The following is a 19,872-nucleotide window of genomic DNA, read 5'->3' on the forward strand; positions in this document are numbered from 1 at the left end:
CATGGCCGAAAGCGGTGCCTATTACTTCTACGTGTCCTCCGATGCTGACGATGATCGTGCGGCTATCGCTTTCTTACAGGATGGAGAGTCTTCACCGCTGGTTCTTGGCGGCGAACAAGTCGTCAATGTCGAAAAGGCTGCCGCGTTTGGCCTTCTGCCATGGATTGCTGGTGCCCTAGGTGCGGGGGCGGGTGCGGGCGCCGTCGGCGGCCAGGGGGGCGGTAGCAAAAATTCCGATACACCTGCTGTACAAGCCCCACCTGCCGTTGAAGCACCGACTCCAGGCGTTAACAGCCAGATTCCACATATTGACGGTATGATTGATTCGCAGGGCCCAATCCAAGGCGTGATTGAAAAGGGCGGAGTCACTGATGATACAACTCCGACTCTCAATGGCACCGGCGAGCCCGGCGACACCATCATCATCCTCGACAAGGGCGAGAAGATCGGTGAAACCGTCGTCGACGGCGACGGCAACTGGACGTTCACCCCTGAGACCGAGTTGGGGGATGGCGATCATGAAATCAGTGTAATTATCAAAGATAAAGACGGTAACGAGTCCGTACCTTCTGATCCGTGGGAAGTGACCGTTGACACCCAAGCACCTGGCGCACCGACCATCGGCAGCGTCTACGACGACGCGGGCGTCAAAACTGGCGAACTCATCTCCGGCGACGTCACCGACGACACCACTCCGACCCTCAACGGCCAAGCCGAAGCTGGCTCGACCGTGGTCATCTATGACAATGGTCAGAAGCTCGGTGAAACCCGTGCCGATGCCAACGGCAACTGGTCCTTCACCCCTGAAGCACCGCTGGCCGAAGGCGAGCACAGCTTCACCGTGAGCGCCATCGACACTGCAGGCAATACTTCTGACCTGTCGCTGGCCTGGGATGTCGTGATCGACACCTCTGCTCCCGCACAGCCAGGTATTGACGGCCAGGGTCCAGGCATCAGCGACATCATCGATGACCAGGGTGCTATCCAAGGCCCGATCGAGAAAGGCGGCGTCACCGACGACACCACCCCGACCATCAATGGCACCGGTGAGCCCGGCGACACCATCATCATCCTCGACAAGGGCGAGAAGATCGGTGAAACCGTCGTCGATGGCGACGGCAACTGGACGTTCACTCCTGAGACCGAACTGGGCGATGGCGAGCACGAAATCAGCGTGATCATTCAGGATCCGGCCGGCAACCAGTCCGAGCCTTCCGACACCTGGGAAGTGATCGTTGACACCCAAGCACCTGGCGCACCGACCATCGGCAGCGTCTACGACGACGCGGGTGTCAAAACCGGCGAACTCGTCTCCGGTGACGTCACCGACGACACCACTCCAACCCTCAACGGCCAAGCCGAAGCTGGCTCGACCGTGGTCATCTATGACAATGGTCAGAAGCTCGGTGAAACCCGTGCCGATGCCAATGGCAACTGGTCCTTCACCCCTGAAGCACCGCTGGCCGAAGGCGAGCACAGCTTCACCGTGAGCGCCATCGACACTGCAGGCAATACTTCTGACCTGTCGCTGGCCTGGGATGTCGTGATCGACACCTCTGCTCCCGCACAGCCAGGTATTGACGGCCAGGGTCCAGGCATCAGCGACATCATCGATGACCAGGGTGCTATCCAAGGCCCGATCGAGAAAGGCGGCGTCACCGACGACACCACCCCGACCATCAATGGCACCGGTGAGCCCGGCGACACCATCATCATCCTCGACAAGGGCGAGAAGATCGGTGAAACCGTCGTCGATGGCGACGGCAACTGGACGTTCACTCCTGAGACCGAACTGGGCGATGGCGAGCACGAAATCAGCGTGATCATTCAGGATCCGGCCGGCAACCAGTCCGAGCCTTCCGACACCTGGGAAGTGATCGTTGACACCCAAGCACCTGGCGCACCGACCATCGGCAGCGTCTACGACGACGCGGGCGTCAAAACCGGCGAACTCGTCTCCGGTGACGTCACCGACGACACCACTCCAACCCTCAACGGCCAAGCCGAAGCTGGCTCGACCGTGGTCATCTATGACAATGGTCAGAAGCTCGGTGAAACCCGTGCCGATGCCAACGGCAACTGGTCCTTCACCCCTGAAGCACCGCTGGCCGAAGGCGAGCACAGCTTCACCGTGAGCGCCATCGACACTGCAGGCAATACTTCTGACCTGTCGCTGGCCTGGGATGTCGTGATCGACACCTCTGCTCCCGCACAGCCAGGTATTGACGGCCAGGGTCCAGGCATCAGCGACATCATCGATGACCAGGGTGCTATCCAAGGCCCGATCGAGAAAGGCGGCGTCACCGACGACACCACCCCGACCATCAATGGCACCGGTGAGCCCGGCGACACCATCATCATCCTCGACAAGGGCGAGAAGATCGGTGAAACCGTCGTCGATGGCGACGGCAACTGGACGTTCACTCCTGAGACCGAACTGGGCGATGGCGAGCACGAAATCAGCGTGATCATTCAGGATCCGGCCGGCAACCAGTCCGAGCCTTCCGACACCTGGGAAGTGATCGTTGACACCCAAGCACCTGGCGCACCGACCATCGGCAGCGTCTACGACGACGCGGGCGTCAAAACCGGCGAACTCGTCTCCGGCGACGTCACCGACGACACCACTCCAACCCTCAACGGCCAAGCCGAAGCTGGCTCGACCGTGGTCATCTATGACAATGGTCAGAAGCTCGGTGAAACCCGTGCCGATGCCAACGGCAACTGGTCCTTCACCCCTGAGGCACCGCTGGCCGAAGGCGAGCACAGCTTCACCGTGAGCGCCATCGACACTGCAGGCAATACTTCTGACCTGTCGCAGGCCTGGGATGTCGTAATCAACACCGCCGCTCCAGACAATAATAACCCCATCAGCGACATCATCGATGACCAGGGTGCTATCCAAGGCCCGATCGAGAAAGGCGGCGTCACCGACGACACCACCCCGACCATCAATGGCACCGGTGAGCCCGGCGACACCATCATCATCCTCGACAAGGGCGAGAAGATCGGTGAAACCGTCGTCGATGGCGACGGCAACTGGACGTTCACTCCTGAGACCGAACTGGGCGATGGCGAGCACGAAATCAGCGTGATCATTCAGGATCCGGCCGGCAACCAGTCCGAGCCTTCCGACACCTGGGAAGTGATCGTTGACACCCAAGCACCTGGCGCACCGACCATCGGCAGCGTCTACGACGACGCGGGCGTCAAAACCGGCGAACTCGTCTCCGGTGACGTCACCGACGACACCACTCCAACCCTCAACGGCCAAGCCGAAGCTGGCTCGACCGTGGTCATCTATGACAATGGTCAGAAGCTCGGTGAAACCCGTGCCGATGCCAACGGCAACTGGTCCTTCACCCCTGAAGCACCGCTGGCCGAAGGCGAGCACAGCTTCACCGTGAGCGCCATCGACACTGCAGGCAATACTTCTGACCTGTCGCTGGCCTGGGATGTCGTGATCGACACCTCTGCTCCCGCACAGCCAGGTATTGACGGCCAGGGTCCAGGCATCAGCGACATCATCGATGACCAGGGTGCTATCCAAGGCCCGATCGAGAAAGGCGGCGTCACCGACGACACCACCCCGACCATCAATGGCACCGGTGAGCCCGGCGACACCATCATCATCCTCGACAAGGGCGAGAAGATCGGTGAAACCGTCGTCGATGGCGACGGCAACTGGACGTTCACTCCTGAGACCGAACTGGGCGATGGCGAGCACGAAATCAGCGTGATCATTCAGGATCCGGCCGGCAACCAGTCCGAGCCTTCCGACACCTGGGAAGTGATCGTTGACACCCAAGCACCTGGCGCACCGACCATCGGCAGCGTCTACGACGACGCGGGCGTCAAAACCGGCGAACTCGTCTCCGGCGACGTCACCGACGACACCACTCCAACCCTCAACGGCCAAGCCGAAGCTGGCTCGACCGTGGTCATCTATGACAATGGTCAGAAGCTCGGTGAAACCCGTGCCGATGCCAACGGCAACTGGTCCTTCACCCCTGAAGCACCGCTGGCCGAAGGCGAGCACAGCTTCACCGTGAGCGCCATCGACACTGCAGGCAATACTTCTGACCTGTCGCTGGCCTGGGATGTCGTGATCGACACCTCTGCTCCCGCACAGCCAGGTATTGACGGCCAGGGTCCAGGCATCAGCGACATCATCGATGACCAGGGTGCTATCCAAGGCCCGATCGAGAAAGGCGGCGTCACCGACGACACCACCCCGACCATCAATGGCACCGGTGAGCCCGGCGACACCATCATCATCCTCGACAAGGGCGAGAAGATCGGTGAAACCGTCGTCGATGGCGACGGCAACTGGACGTTCACTCCTGAGACCGAACTGGGCGATGGCGAGCACGAAATCAGCGTGATCATTCAGGATCCGGCCGGCAACCAGTCCGAGCCTTCCGACACCTGGGAAGTGATCGTTGACACCCAAGCACCTGGCGCACCGACCATCGGCAGCGTCTACGACGACGCGGGTGTCAAAACCGGCGAACTCGTCTCCGGTGACGTCACCGACGACACCACTCCAACCCTCAACGGCCAAGCCGAAGCTGGCTCGACCGTGGTCATCTATGACAATGGTCAGAAGCTCGGTGAAACCCGTGCCGATGCCAATGGCAACTGGTCCTTCACCCCTGAAGCACCGCTGGCCGAAGGCGAGCACAGCTTCACCGTGAGCGCCATCGACACTGCAGGCAATACTTCTGACCTGTCGCTGGCCTGGGATGTCGTGATCGACACCTCTGCTCCCGCACAGCCAGGTATTGACGGCCAGGGTCCAGGCATCAGCGACATCATCGATGACCAGGGTGCTATCCAAGGCCCGATCGAGAAAGGCGGCGTCACCGACGACACCACCCCGACCATCAATGGCACCGGTGAGCCCGGCGACACCATCATCATCCTCGACAAGGGCGAGAAGATCGGTGAAACCGTCGTCGATGGCGACGGCAACTGGACGTTCACTCCTGAGACCGAACTGGGCGATGGCGAGCACGAAATCAGCGTGATCATTCAGGATCCGGCCGGCAACCAGTCCGAGCCTTCCGACACCTGGGAAGTGATCGTTGACACCCAAGCACCTGGCGCACCGACCATCGGCAGCGTCTACGACGACGCGGGCGTCAAAACCGGCGAACTCGTCTCCGGTGACGTCACCGACGACACCACTCCAACCCTCAACGGCCAAGCCGAAGCTGGCTCGACCGTGGTCATCTATGACAATGGTCAGAAGCTCGGTGAAACCCGTGCCGATGCCAACGGCAACTGGTCCTTCACCCCTGAAGCACCGCTGGCCGAAGGCGAGCACAGCTTCACCGTGAGCGCCATCGACACTGCAGGCAATACTTCTGACCTGTCGCTGGCCTGGGATGTCGTGATCGACACCTCTGCTCCCGCACAGCCAGGTATTGACGGCCAGGGTCCAGGCATCAGCGACATCATCGATGACCAGGGTGCTATCCAAGGCCCGATCGAGAAAGGCGGCGTCACCGACGACACCACCCCGACCATCAATGGCACCGGTGAGCCCGGCGACACCATCATCATCCTCGACAAGGGCGAGAAGATCGGTGAAACCGTCGTCGATGGCGACGGCAACTGGACGTTCACTCCTGAGACCGAACTGGGCGATGGCGAGCACGAAATCAGCGTGATCATTCAGGATCCGGCCGGCAACCAGTCCGAGCCTTCCGACACCTGGGAAGTGATCGTTGACACCCAAGCACCTGACGCACCGACTATCAGCAGCGTCTACGACGATGTAGGTGAAAAAACAGGTGAACTGGAGCCGGGTGATATCACCGACGACCAACAACCGACCCTCGCCGGGCAGGCCGAAGCTGGCTCGACCGTGGTCATCTACGACAACGGTCAGAAGCTCGGTGAAACCCGTGCCGATGCCATTGGCAACTGGTCCTTCACCCCTGAGGCACCACTGGCCGAAGGCGAGCACAGCTTCACCGTGAGCGCCATCGACACTGCAGGCAATACTTCTGGCCTATCCCAGCCTTGGGAAGTGATGATCAACGACGGTCGGATTCATCAGCCAATCATTGAAACCATTACCGACGACATTGGTGAACTGACCGGCGCACTGAGTTCGGGCGACGTGACCGACGATACACGCCCAGAAATTTCGGGCAGCAGCGAGTCGAGCGCCACAGTGGTCATTTACGACCGTGGTGTCGAGATCGGTCGTGTTCAAGCCGATGATCAGGGCAAGTGGACTTTCACTCCGGACACCGCGCTGGCTGACGGCGAATACAGCTTTACCGCTATCGCGGTCAACGCTGCGGGTAACAGCAGCCCGACTTCGGAGCCGTTCGACCTGATCGTCTACACCGGCAACGGCCCGACCCAAATCGCTCGCCTCTCGTACATGGGCAAGGACTCCGGTCAAGAAGCTCACGACTACATCACCGACAACGGTAGTTTCGGTCGACTGATGCAGGGCGAGTTGAGTGCCAAGTTGTCGACCGGTCAGAGCTTACAGATATCCACCGACGGCGGCCAAAGCTGGTTCAACGCACTCGTTGACGGCACCAACTGGGCCGCTCAAGACATGAACGCACATACGGCAAACTGGAGTATCCAGACCCGTGTCGTGGATCAGGCCGGCAACGCTGGTTACGTCATGACACAAGACGTCACCCTGGACACCATCGCGCCACGCACGCCGTCCTCAATCCTCTTGAACGGCAACCAGCTACAGGTCGACTTCAATCCGGCCGACGTGGTCGCAGGCGACCGTATCGCGATCATTGCCGACGGGGGTGCGCAGCGTTTCGAACACACTCTGACGCAGGACGATATCGCCACCGGCTTCGTCAACATGGATGTGGGCTCGGTCAGCAGCGCCAGCGCGGCACTGGTGGATCAGGCCGGCAACCTATCCGGTTTCGTTAACACCGACACCGTGCCTGGCGTGAACTCGATATTGATCGGGGATGTGTCCGAAGTCTACGGACAGGCCCGCGACAATATCTTCACGATCAACGATGTCAGCGTGCTGGATCAGATCAAGGTGATCGAAGGCAACGCAGGGGTAGACACCCTCAAACTGGTCGGCGCAAATCAAGTGCTGGATCTGTCGACATGGCAGGGTCGTCTAAGCTCGGTCGAAGTCATCGACCTCACCGGTTCTGGTGACAACACCCTGAAAGTCTCTCTGGGTGATGTGCTGGACATCGGCCACCTCGGCGCCTTCATCAACGACGACAGCGTACAACTGGCGGTCAAGGGTAATGCCGGCGATGTGGTGCAACTGAGTGATCTGTTGCCCAACGGCATGGACGTCGGCGACTGGGAAAACCTCGGCGAGGTGATCGCTGCAGGTGTCACCTACGACGTCTACCACCACACAGGCCTGGAAGCCGAAATCCTCGTACAACAGGGCGTTACGGTGCAGATCATTTAACTCTGACTAAGGGCGCCCTCATCGGGTGCCCTTATCTAGGCAAATCAAGCGCGTCCAAGTATGAGCGACTGATGCAAAAAAAGCTGGTTTACGTACCTGCTACTTTTAACTATGGAAAATACCCTGATGAATTTTTCTTATTTAGATGATCAAAATACACTTTACTTTGTCTCATTGAATGAACAGGTAAGTGCCTACCTGCCAATTCAAGCAATTGAAAGTGCGCGTTACATCTTCACCGTGCAAGATGACATTAATATTGCCGAGTCCATCACAGCTGAGCGTGTCGACAATGATCTGTATCTGCGCTTGAGCTCAGAACAGACACCCTCAACTATTATGGTGAAAGATTTCTACCAATTTAAAGCAGGCGTCTACAGCCTAACTGAAAGCGGCGAATATCGAATACATCTTTCGTCTGACAGCGCTTCTGCACAAGGCGCTGTATCTTTGGACACAGTAAAACTTGGAGTGCAGCAAGATCAAACCGAGGCCGACGTTCTAAAGGTAATCCAACAAGCCGTAACTTTTCAGAATTTGGAGACACTTGGCGAATCGCTAAATCCAACTAGCGATTCCCGTTTTGAACAAGAAAGTATCGTACCTCAATTTGAACCTGCGCAACTGATTGCAGCGTCAGAACCGAGCGCTACTCCTTTCGACATCCTGCCTGCAATTACTGGAATCTACGATCAAATCGGTAGCAAGCAGGGCTCAATTATCAGCGGTAGTGTTACCGACGACAAGTCGCCTAAGCTTGAGGGTGTTGGTCAACCAGGCTCGACCCTTGAGATACTGCAAAACGGCGAAAAAATCGGATCGGTCCAAGTGGACGTGCAGGGGAAATGGTCCTTCCAGCCTGATGTTCCTTTTGATGAGGGCGGGCAGCTATTCTTCGTCCGCGATCTATCGACAGGTGCAACTTCCAGTAACGTTGTTTTGATTATCGATACGGTTGCCCCAGCACGTGCCGTAATCACCAATGCAACTGACGACCACTCCACCGCTACGACGATCATCGCTAATAATGGCTACACCAATGACAATACTCCTACGCTTTCGGGTAAAGCCGAAGAAAACTGTATGGTCGCCATCTATAACGGAAAAACTCTAATTGGTACAACCTATGCCGACCAGCTAGGCAATTGGAGTTTTACTCCAATCTTTTTAATTCCTGATGGCCAGTATTCTTTTAATGCTGCAGCAATAGACTTTTCCGGAAATACCGGACTTGCCTCGGCAAAATACAACTTCACTATTGATACATTGGCACCAAACCAGCCAGAAATTACCGAAATTCTAGACAATTTTGGCGCCATTACTGGCCCTCTACTAAATGGTGGAGGAACCGATGACACTACTCCAACTTTCAATGGGCATGCAGAGGCCGGTAGTCGGGTAACAATCTATGATAACGGCCAAAAGATAGGTGACGTCCAAGCCGATGCTTCCGGCAATTGGACCTTTACTCCTGACTCGCCTGTAGAGGTAGGTGCTCATATCTTCACTGTTACTGCCACTGACCAGACAGGGAATCAATCTCAAGATTCAGCGCCTTGGAAGCTGAATATCGTGCTAGGTACACCTGAGGTGCCAAGTGTTGAGTCTGTATACGACGACCATGGCTCACTAGTCCATGAGCTTAACTCCGGAGACCTCACGGACGATGCCACCCCAAGCATTATGGGTAATGCTGAAGCCAACGTCACCGTCGTTATTTATGACAATGGTGAGGAGATCGGACGAGTAATGACCGATGAGAGCGGCAACTGGAGCTTCACTCCTTCAATTCCATTGAATGATGGAGATCACGACCTGACCTTTGTTGCCATCAATGCTGCAGGTAACAGTAGCGATGTCAGTGCTCCGTGGATCGTGATCGTTGACACCCAAGCGCCTGACGCACCGACCATCGGCAGCGTCTACGACGACGCGGGCGTCAAAACCGGCGAACTCGTCTCCGGCGACGTCACCGACGACACCACTCCAACCCTCAACGGCCAAGCCGAAGCTGGCTCGACCGTGGTCATCTATGACAATGGTCAGAAGCTCGGTGAAACCCGTGCCGATGCCAATGGCAACTGGTCCTTCACCCCTGAAGCACCGCTGGCCGAAGGCGAGCACAGCTTCACCGTGAGCGCCATCGACACTGCAGGCAATACTTCTGACCTGTCGCTGGCCTGGGATGTCGTGATCGACACCTCTGCTCCCGCACAGCCAGGTATTGACGGCCAGGGTCCAGGCATCAGCGACATCATCGATGACCAGGGTGCTATCCAAGGCCCGATCGAGAAAGGCGGCGTCACCGACGACACCACCCCGACCATCAATGGCACCGGTGAGCCCGGCGACACCATCATCATCCTCGACAAGGGCGAGAAGATCGGTGAAACCGTCGTCGATGGCGACGGCAACTGGACGTTCACTCCTGAGACCGAACTGGGCGATGGCGAGCACGAAATCAGCGTGATCATTCAGGATCCGGCCGGCAACCAGTCCGAGCCTTCCGACACCTGGGAAGTGATCGTTGACACCCAAGCACCTGGCGCACCGACCATCGGCAGCGTCTACGACGACGCGGGCGTCAAAACCGGCGAACTCGTCTCCGGTGACGTCACCGACGACACCACTCCAACCCTCAACGGCCAAGCCGAAGCTGGCTCGACCGTGGTCATCTATGACAATGGTCAGAAGCTCGGTGAAACCCGTGCCGATGCCAACGGCAACTGGTCCTTCACCCCTGAAGCACCGCTGGCCGAAGGCGAGCACAGCTTCACCGTGAGCGCCATCGACACTGCAGGCAATACTTCTGACCTGTCGCTGGCCTGGGATGTCGTGATCGACACCTCTGCTCCCGCACAGCCAGGTATTGACGGCCAGGGTCCAGGCATCAGCGACATCATCGATGACCAGGGTGCTATCCAAGGCCCGATCGAGAAAGGCGGCGTCACCGACGACACCACCCCGACCATCAATGGCACCGGTGAGCCCGGCGACACCATCATCATCCTCGACAAGGGCGAGAAGATCGGTGAAACCGTCGTCGATGGCGACGGCAACTGGACGTTCACTCCTGAGACCGAACTGGGCGATGGCGAGCACGAAATCAGCGTGATCATTCAGGATCCGGCCGGCAACCAGTCCGAGCCTTCCGACACCTGGGAAGTGATCGTTGACACCCAAGCACCTGGCGCACCGACCATCGGCAGCGTCTACGACGACGCGGGCGTCAAAACCGGCGAACTCGTCTCCGGCGACGTCACCGACGACACCACTCCAACCCTCAACGGCCAAGCCGAAGCTGGCTCGACCGTGGTCATCTATGACAATGGTCAGAAGCTCGGTGAAACCCGTGCCGATGCCAACGGCAACTGGTCCTTCACCCCTGAAGCACCGCTGGCCGAAGGCGAGCACAGCTTCACCGTGAGCGCCATCGACACTGCAGGCAATACTTCTGACCTGTCGCTGGCCTGGGATGTCGTGATCGACACCTCTGCTCCCGCACAGCCAGGTATTGACGGCCAGGGTCCAGGCATCAGCGACATCATCGATGACCAGGGTGCTATCCAAGGCCCGATCGAGAAAGGCGGCGTCACCGACGACACCACCCCGACCATCAATGGCACCGGTGAGCCCGGCGACACCATCATCATCCTCGACAAGGGCGAGAAGATCGGTGAAACCGTCGTCGATGGCGACGGCAACTGGACGTTCACTCCTGAGACCGAACTGGGCGATGGCGAGCACGAAATCAGCGTGATCATTCAGGATCCGGCCGGCAACCAGTCCGAGCCTTCCGACACCTGGGAAGTGATCGTTGACACCCAAGCACCTGGCGCACCGACCATCGGCAGCGTCTACGACGACGCGGGCGTCAAAACCGGCGAACTCGTCTCCGGCGACGTCACCGACGACACCACTCCAACCCTCAACGGCCAGGCCGAAGCTGGCTCGACCGTGGTCATCTATGACAATGGTCAGAAGCTCGGTGAAACCCGTGCCGATGCCAATGGCAACTGGTCCTTCACCCCTGAAGCACCGCTGGCCGAAGGCGAGCACAGCTTCACCGTGAGCGCCATCGACACTGCAGGCAATACTTCTGACCTGTCGCTGGCCTGGGATGTCGTGATCGACACCTCTGCTCCCGCACAGCCAGGTATTGACGGCCAGGGTCCAGGCATCAGCGACATCATCGATGACCAGGGTGCTATCCAAGGCCCGATCGAGAAAGGCGGCGTCACCGACGACACCACCCCGACCATCAATGGCACCGGTGAGCCCGGCGACACCATCATCATCCTCGACAAGGGCGAGAAGATCGGTGAAACCGTCGTCGATGGCGACGGCAACTGGACGTTCACTCCTGAGACCGAACTGGGCGATGGCGAGCACGAAATCAGCGTGATCATTCAGGATCCGGCCGGCAACCAGTCCGAGCCTTCCGACACCTGGGAAGTGATCGTTGACACCCAAGCGCCTGACGCACCGACTATCAGCAGCGTCTACGACGATGTAGGTGAAAAAACAGGTGAACTGGAGCCGGGTGATATCACCGACGACCAACAACCGACCCTCGCCGGGCAGGCCGAAGCTGGCTCGACCGTGGTCATCTATGACAATGGTCAGAAGCTCGGTGAAACCCGTGCCGATGCCAATGGCAACTGGTCCTTCACCCCTGAGGCACCGCTGGCCGAAGGCGAGCACAGTTTCACCGTGAGCGCTACTGATACGGCCGGGAATACGTCCAAAGAGGCTGAATCATGGCAAGTCATCATTGCCACAGTAATGCCAGAACAACCAGTCATTGAGGTCGTGACCGACGACATCGGTGAACTGACCGGCGCACTGAGTTCGGGCGACGTGACCGACGATACACGCCCAGAAATTTCGGGCAGCAGCGAGTCGAGCGCCACAGTGGTCATTTACGACCGTGGTGTCGAGATCGGTCGTGTTCAAGCCGATGATCAGGGCAAGTGGACTTTCACTCCGGACACCGCGCTGGCTGACGGCGAATACAGCTTTACCGCTATCGCGGTCAACGCTGCGGGTAACAGCAGCCCGACTTCGGAGCCGTTCGACCTGATCGTCTACACCGGCAACGGCCCGACCCAAATCGCTCGCCTCTCGTACATGGGCAAGGACTCCGGTCAAGAAGCTCACGACTACATCACCGACAACGGTAGTTTCGGTCGACTGATGCAGGGCGAGTTGAGTGCCAAGTTGTCGACCGGTCAGAGCTTACAGATATCCACCGACGGCGGCCAAAGCTGGTTCAACGCACTCGTTGACGGCACCAACTGGGCCGCTCAAGACATGAACGCACATACGGCAAACTGGAGTATCCAGACCCGTGTCGTGGATCAGGCCGGCAACGCTGGTTACGTCATGACACAAGACGTCACCCTGGACACCATCGCGCCACGCACGCCGTCCTCAATCCTCTTGAACGGCAACCAGCTGCAGGTCGACTTCAATCCGGCCGACGTGGTCGCAGGCGACCGTATCGCGATCATTGCCGACGGGGGTGCGCAGCGTTTCGAACACACTCTGACGCAGGACGATATCGCCACCGGCTTCGTCAACATGGATGTGGGCTCGGTCAGCAGTGCCAGCGCGGCACTGGTGGATCAGGCCGGCAACCTATCCGGTTTCGTTAACACCGACACCGTGCCTGGCGTGAACTCGATATTGATCGGGGATGTGTCCGAAGTCTACGGACAGGCCCGCGACAATATCTTCACGATCAACGATGTCAGCGTGCTGGATCAGATCAAGGTGATCGAAGGCAACGCAGGGGTAGACACCCTCAAACTGGTCGGCGCAAATCAAGTGCTGGATCTGTCGACATGGCAGGGTCGTCTAAGCTCGGTCGAAGTCATCGACCTCACCGGTTCTGGTGACAACACCCTGAAAGTCTCTCTGGGTGATGTGCTGGACATCGGCCACCTCGGCGCCTTCATCAACGACGACAGCGTACAACTGGCGGTCAAGGGTAATGCCGGCGATGTGGTGCAACTGAGTGATCTGTTGCCCAACGGCATGGACGTCGGCGACTGGGAAAACCTCGGCGAGGTGATCGCTGCAGGTGTCACCTACGACGTCTACCACCACACAGGCCTGGAAGCCGAAATCCTCGTACAACAGGGCGTTACGGTACAAATCGTTTAACTCTGCAGGGGCGTCCGTTGTGGACGCCCCTTTCAGAATGACTTCAACCATCCCCGACATCAAATGACAGGGGCGATATCAAATTTCAGGATTTACCTGAGGAGATTTTCAACCATGAACTTCATAAAACGTACCGGCATTCGGTCGGCTGTCCTGTCCATCTTTTTTACTTCGTGTGCATTAGGGCAGATTGAGGAACAGCAAACCACACCAAACGTATCTGGCGAACGCTATCAATCCACTCCTGCGGCAGCACCAATCCAGGCGAAAGTCATCTACTACCGTACTGGTAACGAAATGAAAAAAGAGTTGGCCACGAACGTATACGTCGATGGTCACTTCCATACTACGCTTATGCCTGGTAGCTATACCTTGTTCTGTATACCTCCGGGCGAACATTTCCTTGGTGCCTATCAACACGACGCGCCGCTGTATCGTGGAAAAGCCGAGGACAGTCATCGCATGCGGCTTGAGGCCGGAAAAACCTACTTTTTGAAGGTTCCCGACGACGCTAGCGGAATTCCGGTTGAGGTCGACCCCGACGAAGCAAAGTTGAGTTTAGAAAGTGCTCACGAGCAAAAGCGATTTGTTTCGCGCGCCCCTATTCAGCCGTGTGCCACTCAGCAACCGAACAAAGTGCCCTGAGCACCTAAAACTCTGATCTTTGATCTAGCTGTCTCCATTGTCGAAAAACACCAAGGGCCATTTGGATACACTTTTATCAAGTTGACATACCCCTCGTAACCGGGAAGTGAATGGAGTCACTCCCGCTTTGCTCAATCTCCCCGCAAGCCCGTCCCGGGCCATACAAACGCGGTCAGAACAAAACTCTAGTACTCGTCCTAATCGCTGCCGACCTTATTCGAACCGGCCTGACAGACGCCTGATGCAGCCGAACATTAAAGTTCTACCCCGTTGGTAGGGATGAAGGGATGTTCTGCACCGCTCACTCTTTTCTCTGAAACCTGCCGCCACAAAGACCGTGACCTGAAGGTTCTCTTCAGGACAACGAAATCTCTATCGACGGTAAGAGCCCGCCACAACCAAAACTCCTGAGGAACGCAGTAATGTCATCGGCAAACCATCAACAAAATCAACAAGAAGCGTTTTTGACGCTTCCTCCATCCAATCGGGTCATCGACACGCTGCTCGAATGCACTCTGTGGATGTGTGAACGTCAAGGTGCGCCCCGTAGTGCTGAGAGTTTGTGCGCAGGCCTTCCTAAAGGAATATTGCTGACGCCGTCCCAGGCACAGACTGCAATGGGTAATGTTGGCCTCACAGCCGGGATTGTTCGTCGTCGCGCCCACGAATTCTCTTCGCACTTGATGCCAATCATTCTGCTACGCAAAGACCAGGGTGCGGCGATCTTGTTCGGTTCACGTCGGGACGAGAAAGGGAAAATTCTCTTTCAGGTAATGCTGCCTGAGATGGGTACTGACACCCGCGTGGAAATCGACCAACAGGAGCTATCAACTTGGTACTCGGAACACGCAATCCTAGTAAAGCCTCATGCGCGGATCGATACTCGAGCAGGCGACGAAACTCCTCGCTCTGCCGGACACTGGCTATTCAGCACACTGTGGCGCTATCGCCGTTATTATCGTAGCGCCGCTTTAGCGACCGTGATCGTGAACCTCTTGGCCTTAGCCAGCATCTTCTTCACGATGAACGTCTACGACAGGGTAGTCCCCAATCAGGCCTATGTGACGCTTTGGTCGCTGGCTATCGGCGTGGTCGTCGCTATGGGTTTCGAGGCCATGACCCGTTACCTAAGAGCACACTTGTTGGATGTAGCGGCAAAGAAGGCCGACCTAGTAGTTGGCTCTCAATTGTTCCGTCAAGCACTGGCTGTGCGCATGGAACACAAACCTGCCTCCGCAGGCGCTTTCGCGAACCAAGTACGTGAATTCGAATCCGTACGCGACTTTTTCACTTCAGCGACGCTTGCAGCGTTGTCTGATCTACCTTTCGTGCTGCTGTTCGTGGGTGTCATCTTTCTTATCGGCGGCCCACTGGGTTGGGTGTCGCTATTGATGGTGCCGTGCATCATTTTGATCAGCGTCGCCATCCAATGGCCACTGGCACGAACTATGCGCGAAAACCTACGTGAATCCTCTCTGAAGCAAGGCGTTCTGCTGGAGTCGGTGGAGGGCATGGAAACGCTCAAGGCTGTTGGTGGTGAGGGTTACATGACGCGTCGCTGGGAAGCCTTTAGCGCGGCAGCTGCTAGCACCTCAATGAAGTCGCGTCAGCTCAGCAGTTCGGCGTTGAATCTTGTGACCTTTCTGCAACAGATCCAGACCGTCATCCTCGTAGTTATCGGGGTCTATTTAATCGGCCAAGGTGATCTATCCCAGGGCGCCCTGATCGGCACCGTCATGCTCGCAGGTCGAGCCACCGCACCATTGACTCAGGTAGCAGGGCTGGCAGTGCGATACCAACAAGCCAAAGCCGCATTGGCCGGGTTGAACCGTTTGATGGCCATGCCGGTGGATCGTGAATCCGATAAGAGTTACCTCCCGCAACCACCACTGAATGGAAAGCTGGAACTCACGGGTGTCAATTTCGCCTACCCGTCACCTCCAGACAAGCCTAACCCACCAGCTCTGGAAAATATCAATGTATCAATTCAGCCAGGTGAGCGAGTGGCAATCTTGGGCAAGATCGGCAGTGGTAAATCGACGCTGCTTCGTCTGATCGCTCGTCTCTATCAGCCAACGGGTGGGCAGATACTGATTGGAGGTCTGGATGTCGCGCAGATCGATCCTGCTGATTGGCGTAAGGCAGTGGGCTATGTCGGCCAAGAAGCACGTCTGTTTTACGGCACCTTGCGCGAAAACGTAATGATCGGTCGTCCCGACGCCTCTGCAGACGAGTTGCTGCGAGTCCTCCAATTAACGGGTCTGGATCGTATTGCCCAGAAGCATCCAATGGGAATCAACCTACCAATCGGCGAAATGGGAGAGGGTCTGTCGGGAGGTCAGCGTCAACTGGTCTCTCTAGCTCGCAGCTTGATTGCCCGACCACAAACTTTGTTGTTGGACGAACCCACCAGCGCCATGGACACACAGACCGAAGCAGTCTTTATGGCGCATCTGACACGCGCCACAGAAGGGCAAACCGTTATTTTGGTTACTCATCGCACGACCCTACTCAACCTTGTAGACCGGATATTGGTGGTCGATGAGGGACGCATTGTAGCTGACGGGCCAAAGAACGAAATCATCGCAGCTCTATCGGTATCAGGCGATCGTGAAGCGAGGAGCAAATCAGCTCCAGCACCACACACCAGCACTACCGAGACCTTATCCCAAACCCAACCAGGCAGAGCAGGCTAAGCGCCTGCCCTGTTGAGGAAACTGAAATGTTTAACGCACTAAAGCGCCGCTTTCAGCGCGCGCCCCAAGCTACGCCGCTAAAAGCAGGCGACGAAGCATTCATGAGTGATTTGCGTGAATCGCTGCTGACTCAATCCGCACCAGGATCACGCTTGGTCATGTACGTGATAGGCGCAATCCTGCTGGCGGGAGCCACTTGGGCTCATTTCGCCCGCGTTGAGGAGATTACTCAAGGCGAAGGCAAGATTATTTCCAAAAGCCGCGAGCAGATTATTGAAAGTTTGGAGGGCGGAATCATCGATAAGTTGCTGGTGCGTGAAGGCGACATCGTTGAGAAGGGACAACCTTTGATCAAAATTAATCCGACCCGCGCTCAATCCACTTATCAAGAACTTTATGCCAAATACATGGGTATGAAAGCAACGATGGTGCGTTTACGAGCCGAAGCGTACCAGATGCCACTCGAGTTTCCAGAAGACGTGCAAGGCGAGCCTCAAATGATCGCACAGGAAACTAAAGCCTATCGCGCTCGCAAACAGGCGCTGGAGGACAGCGTGACTGCGTTACAGAACAGCCATACGTTGATCATGAAAGAAATCGCTCTGGCCCAACCACTGGCAGCGCGAGGGCTACTTTCAGAAGTAGAAATTCTGCGCATGCTACGCCAAGCAAATGACTTGAAAGTACAAATGGTTGAACGTCGTAATCGCTATCAAGGAGAAGCAAACTCGGAACTGATCAAGGTAGAGCTAGAAGTGGCTCAAGTAGCAGAAAATCTCGTTGGACGTAAAGATATATTGGAGCGCACCACTATTAATGCGCCGGTTTACGGCACAGTGAAGAACGTCCGTATGAGCACTATTGGCGGTGTAGTCCAGCCAGGCGAAGACATTATGGAGATCGTGCCGCTAGAAGATCAACTGATTGTGGAGGGGCAAATTAAACCTCAAGACGTTGCCTTTCTGCATCCCGGTCTGCCCGCAACCGTGAAGATTTCCGCATATGACTACGGCATTTACGGTGGCCTCAAAGGCACTGTAGTGCATATCAGCCCAGACACATTGCAGGACGAAAAAAAGCTCGCAGCGGGACGACCAGATGCCATTTATTACCGAGTTCAAATACTCACAGATACAAGTTGGCTTGAAGCTGGTGGAAAACGGTTGCCGATTATACCAGGCATGACCGCGACCGTGGAAATTCGCACTGGTGAAAAAACCATTCTGGATTACCTGCTGAAACCAATTTTCAAGGCAAAAGAAGCCTTTCGCGAGAGATAAGTAATCATGCAATCGATTAAAAACCAACGAGCCTCGAATAAGTACAGCAAAATGTCTGCACACTTGATTGTCTTGGCTCTTATCAGCGCTCTGTGCGCTTTTCCGCAAACTGTATACGCACAATTCAACCAGATTAAGACTGCCACTTCGCAGCCGGCAAGCAGTGTAGAACGTACCCAAAGGCTCCCGGACGTGGCTTCGCCGCGCGCCACTAATCCTATTGCCAACACGCTCGCAGGCAATACGATCACTGGCAACAGTCATGATCAAGGCCGCAACTCCGTACAGTTTTCCGAGTGGATGAAGGACAACCCGGCGGGGAACCGCACAGCTAGCAAAGATCAGGTCTCAGAGAGTGAGATTCGCAACATTCTCTCAACCGCATTGCAACAGGCAGTTATCCGTAGCCCTATGCTCCGCCAGTCCCAGGCAGAAATAGCAGCAGCTAATGCTGACGTTCGCGAAGCCAAAGGTGAGCGCTGGCCGCAAATCGACTTGGGTGCTAACAATCGCCCTACCTCTTTTGGAGGCGGTAATTCCGACAATGTGAACTCCCAGTCGGTCAACTTGAACATGACAACTAACGTATTTGATTGGGGACGCACACGTAACACAATCGATAGTCGAAAGGAACTGAGCAATGCAGCTGATCAGAAGTACTACGCTAATCTCGAGACCCTCGCACAAGACGTGTCGATCAGCGTTGTAGAGCAGGAAAAGGCGCGTGGGATCAGCGCCATTAGTCAGCAATATGTGGAGCGCATGAGCACTCTGGTCGGGATGCTCCAGCAGATCGTCCAAGTAGATAGTGGACGTGCTAGCGAGCTGACTCAGGCCAAAGCTCGGCTGATGGAAGCGCAAGCAAGCCTGGACGCTTCACAAGCCAAGGAACGAGACATTGCAATCAAGCTGCGCAAGCTTATCGGTGATACGCCAGTCAAAATGCCTCAGAACAGCAATTGGGCACTTTCGGGAGGAGATCTGGATAAGCTCCTTACGGCTGCACGCGCTCACCCTGCTCTACTCCAGGCTGAAGCCGAAGCAAATGCCTCCGAGCGTCATGCCGAATCGCTTCGCGCGGGAGAAAAGCCGCAGGTGAACTGGGTTGTTTCCAAGTCCACTGCTCGAGACGAGCTCGGTCGCGAACAGGGTTGGCAAACCATGATGACGGTTAATTGGCCTTTGTTTCGTGGCGGTTCCGCCCGGGCGGCTCGTGAAGCAGCCTCCTTGCGCGCAGAGGCTGGTCGCGAGAAAAAAGCACAACAGGAATTGGATTTTGAATTCGCAACACGCGCTGCAGAACAAGACTCTAAAACCTTATTGACCAGGGCAGACCTATATCGCGACCTCACCAGCGAAACAGATAGTGTACGTAAAGCCTTTTTTGAGCAGTGGTATCACCTCGGCCGGCGAACGCTGTTGGATGTATTGATCGCCGAAAGCGACCACAACAACAATCGGGTAAATGAAGTCTCCAACCGATTCGATAGCTACAAATCAGTACTAGAAGCCTACGGGAGCGCAGGCCAACTGACGAGCTGGCTGCAGGGCAAAATATCGGTCAAATGATCAGAAACCACTAATACTCGAGGGAGAGGTAATCTAATTTTAGTACCAGTAACACCTCGAGCCTAGCAATTACTGA

Annotated in this window: 6 protein-coding genes; all 6 read left to right on the plus strand. The window is 56.5% G+C overall.

Features of this window, described 5'->3' with window-relative positions; genetic code table 11:
- Positions 1-316: 316 nt before the first annotated feature.
- The 6 genes from JFU48_RS25150 (at position 317) to JFU48_RS25175 (ending at position 19,796) form a co-directional block, all read left to right on the plus strand.
- Complete coding sequence (locus JFU48_RS25150; RefSeq protein WP_201138024.1) at positions 317-7,438, plus strand: Ig-like domain-containing protein; 7,122 nt, start codon at positions 317-319, stop codon at positions 7,436-7,438.
- A gap of 339 nt (positions 7,439-7,777) precedes the next feature.
- Positions 7,778-13,606 (plus strand): Ig-like domain-containing protein, encoded by a 5,829-nt coding sequence (locus JFU48_RS25155; RefSeq protein WP_446739789.1) that lies wholly within the window; start codon positions 7,778-7,780, stop codon positions 13,604-13,606.
- 114 nt (positions 13,607-13,720) lie between these two features.
- A complete protein-coding gene (locus tag JFU48_RS25160; RefSeq protein WP_201138026.1) occupies positions 13,721-14,251 on the plus strand; it encodes a hypothetical protein in 531 nt (176 codons plus the stop codon).
- Between the two features lie 422 nt (positions 14,252-14,673).
- Complete coding sequence (locus JFU48_RS25165) at positions 14,674-16,947, plus strand: type I secretion system permease/ATPase (protein ID WP_201138027.1); 2,274 nt, start codon at positions 14,674-14,676, stop codon at positions 16,945-16,947.
- Positions 16,948-16,973: 26 nt separating this feature from the next.
- A complete protein-coding gene (locus tag JFU48_RS25170) occupies positions 16,974-18,227 on the plus strand; it encodes an HlyD family type I secretion periplasmic adaptor subunit (RefSeq protein ID WP_201138028.1) in 1,254 nt (417 codons plus the stop codon).
- Between the two features lie 6 nt (positions 18,228-18,233).
- On the plus strand, positions 18,234-19,796 hold the full coding sequence (locus JFU48_RS25175; RefSeq protein ID WP_201138029.1) for a TolC family protein: 1,563 nt from the start codon (positions 18,234-18,236) through the stop codon (positions 19,794-19,796).
- Positions 19,797-19,872: the final 76 nt, after the last annotated feature.

This window comes from Pseudomonas sp. TH49, assembly GCF_016650625.1.
Classification (GTDB): domain Bacteria; phylum Pseudomonadota; class Gammaproteobacteria; order Pseudomonadales; family Pseudomonadaceae; genus Aquipseudomonas; species Aquipseudomonas fluorescens_H.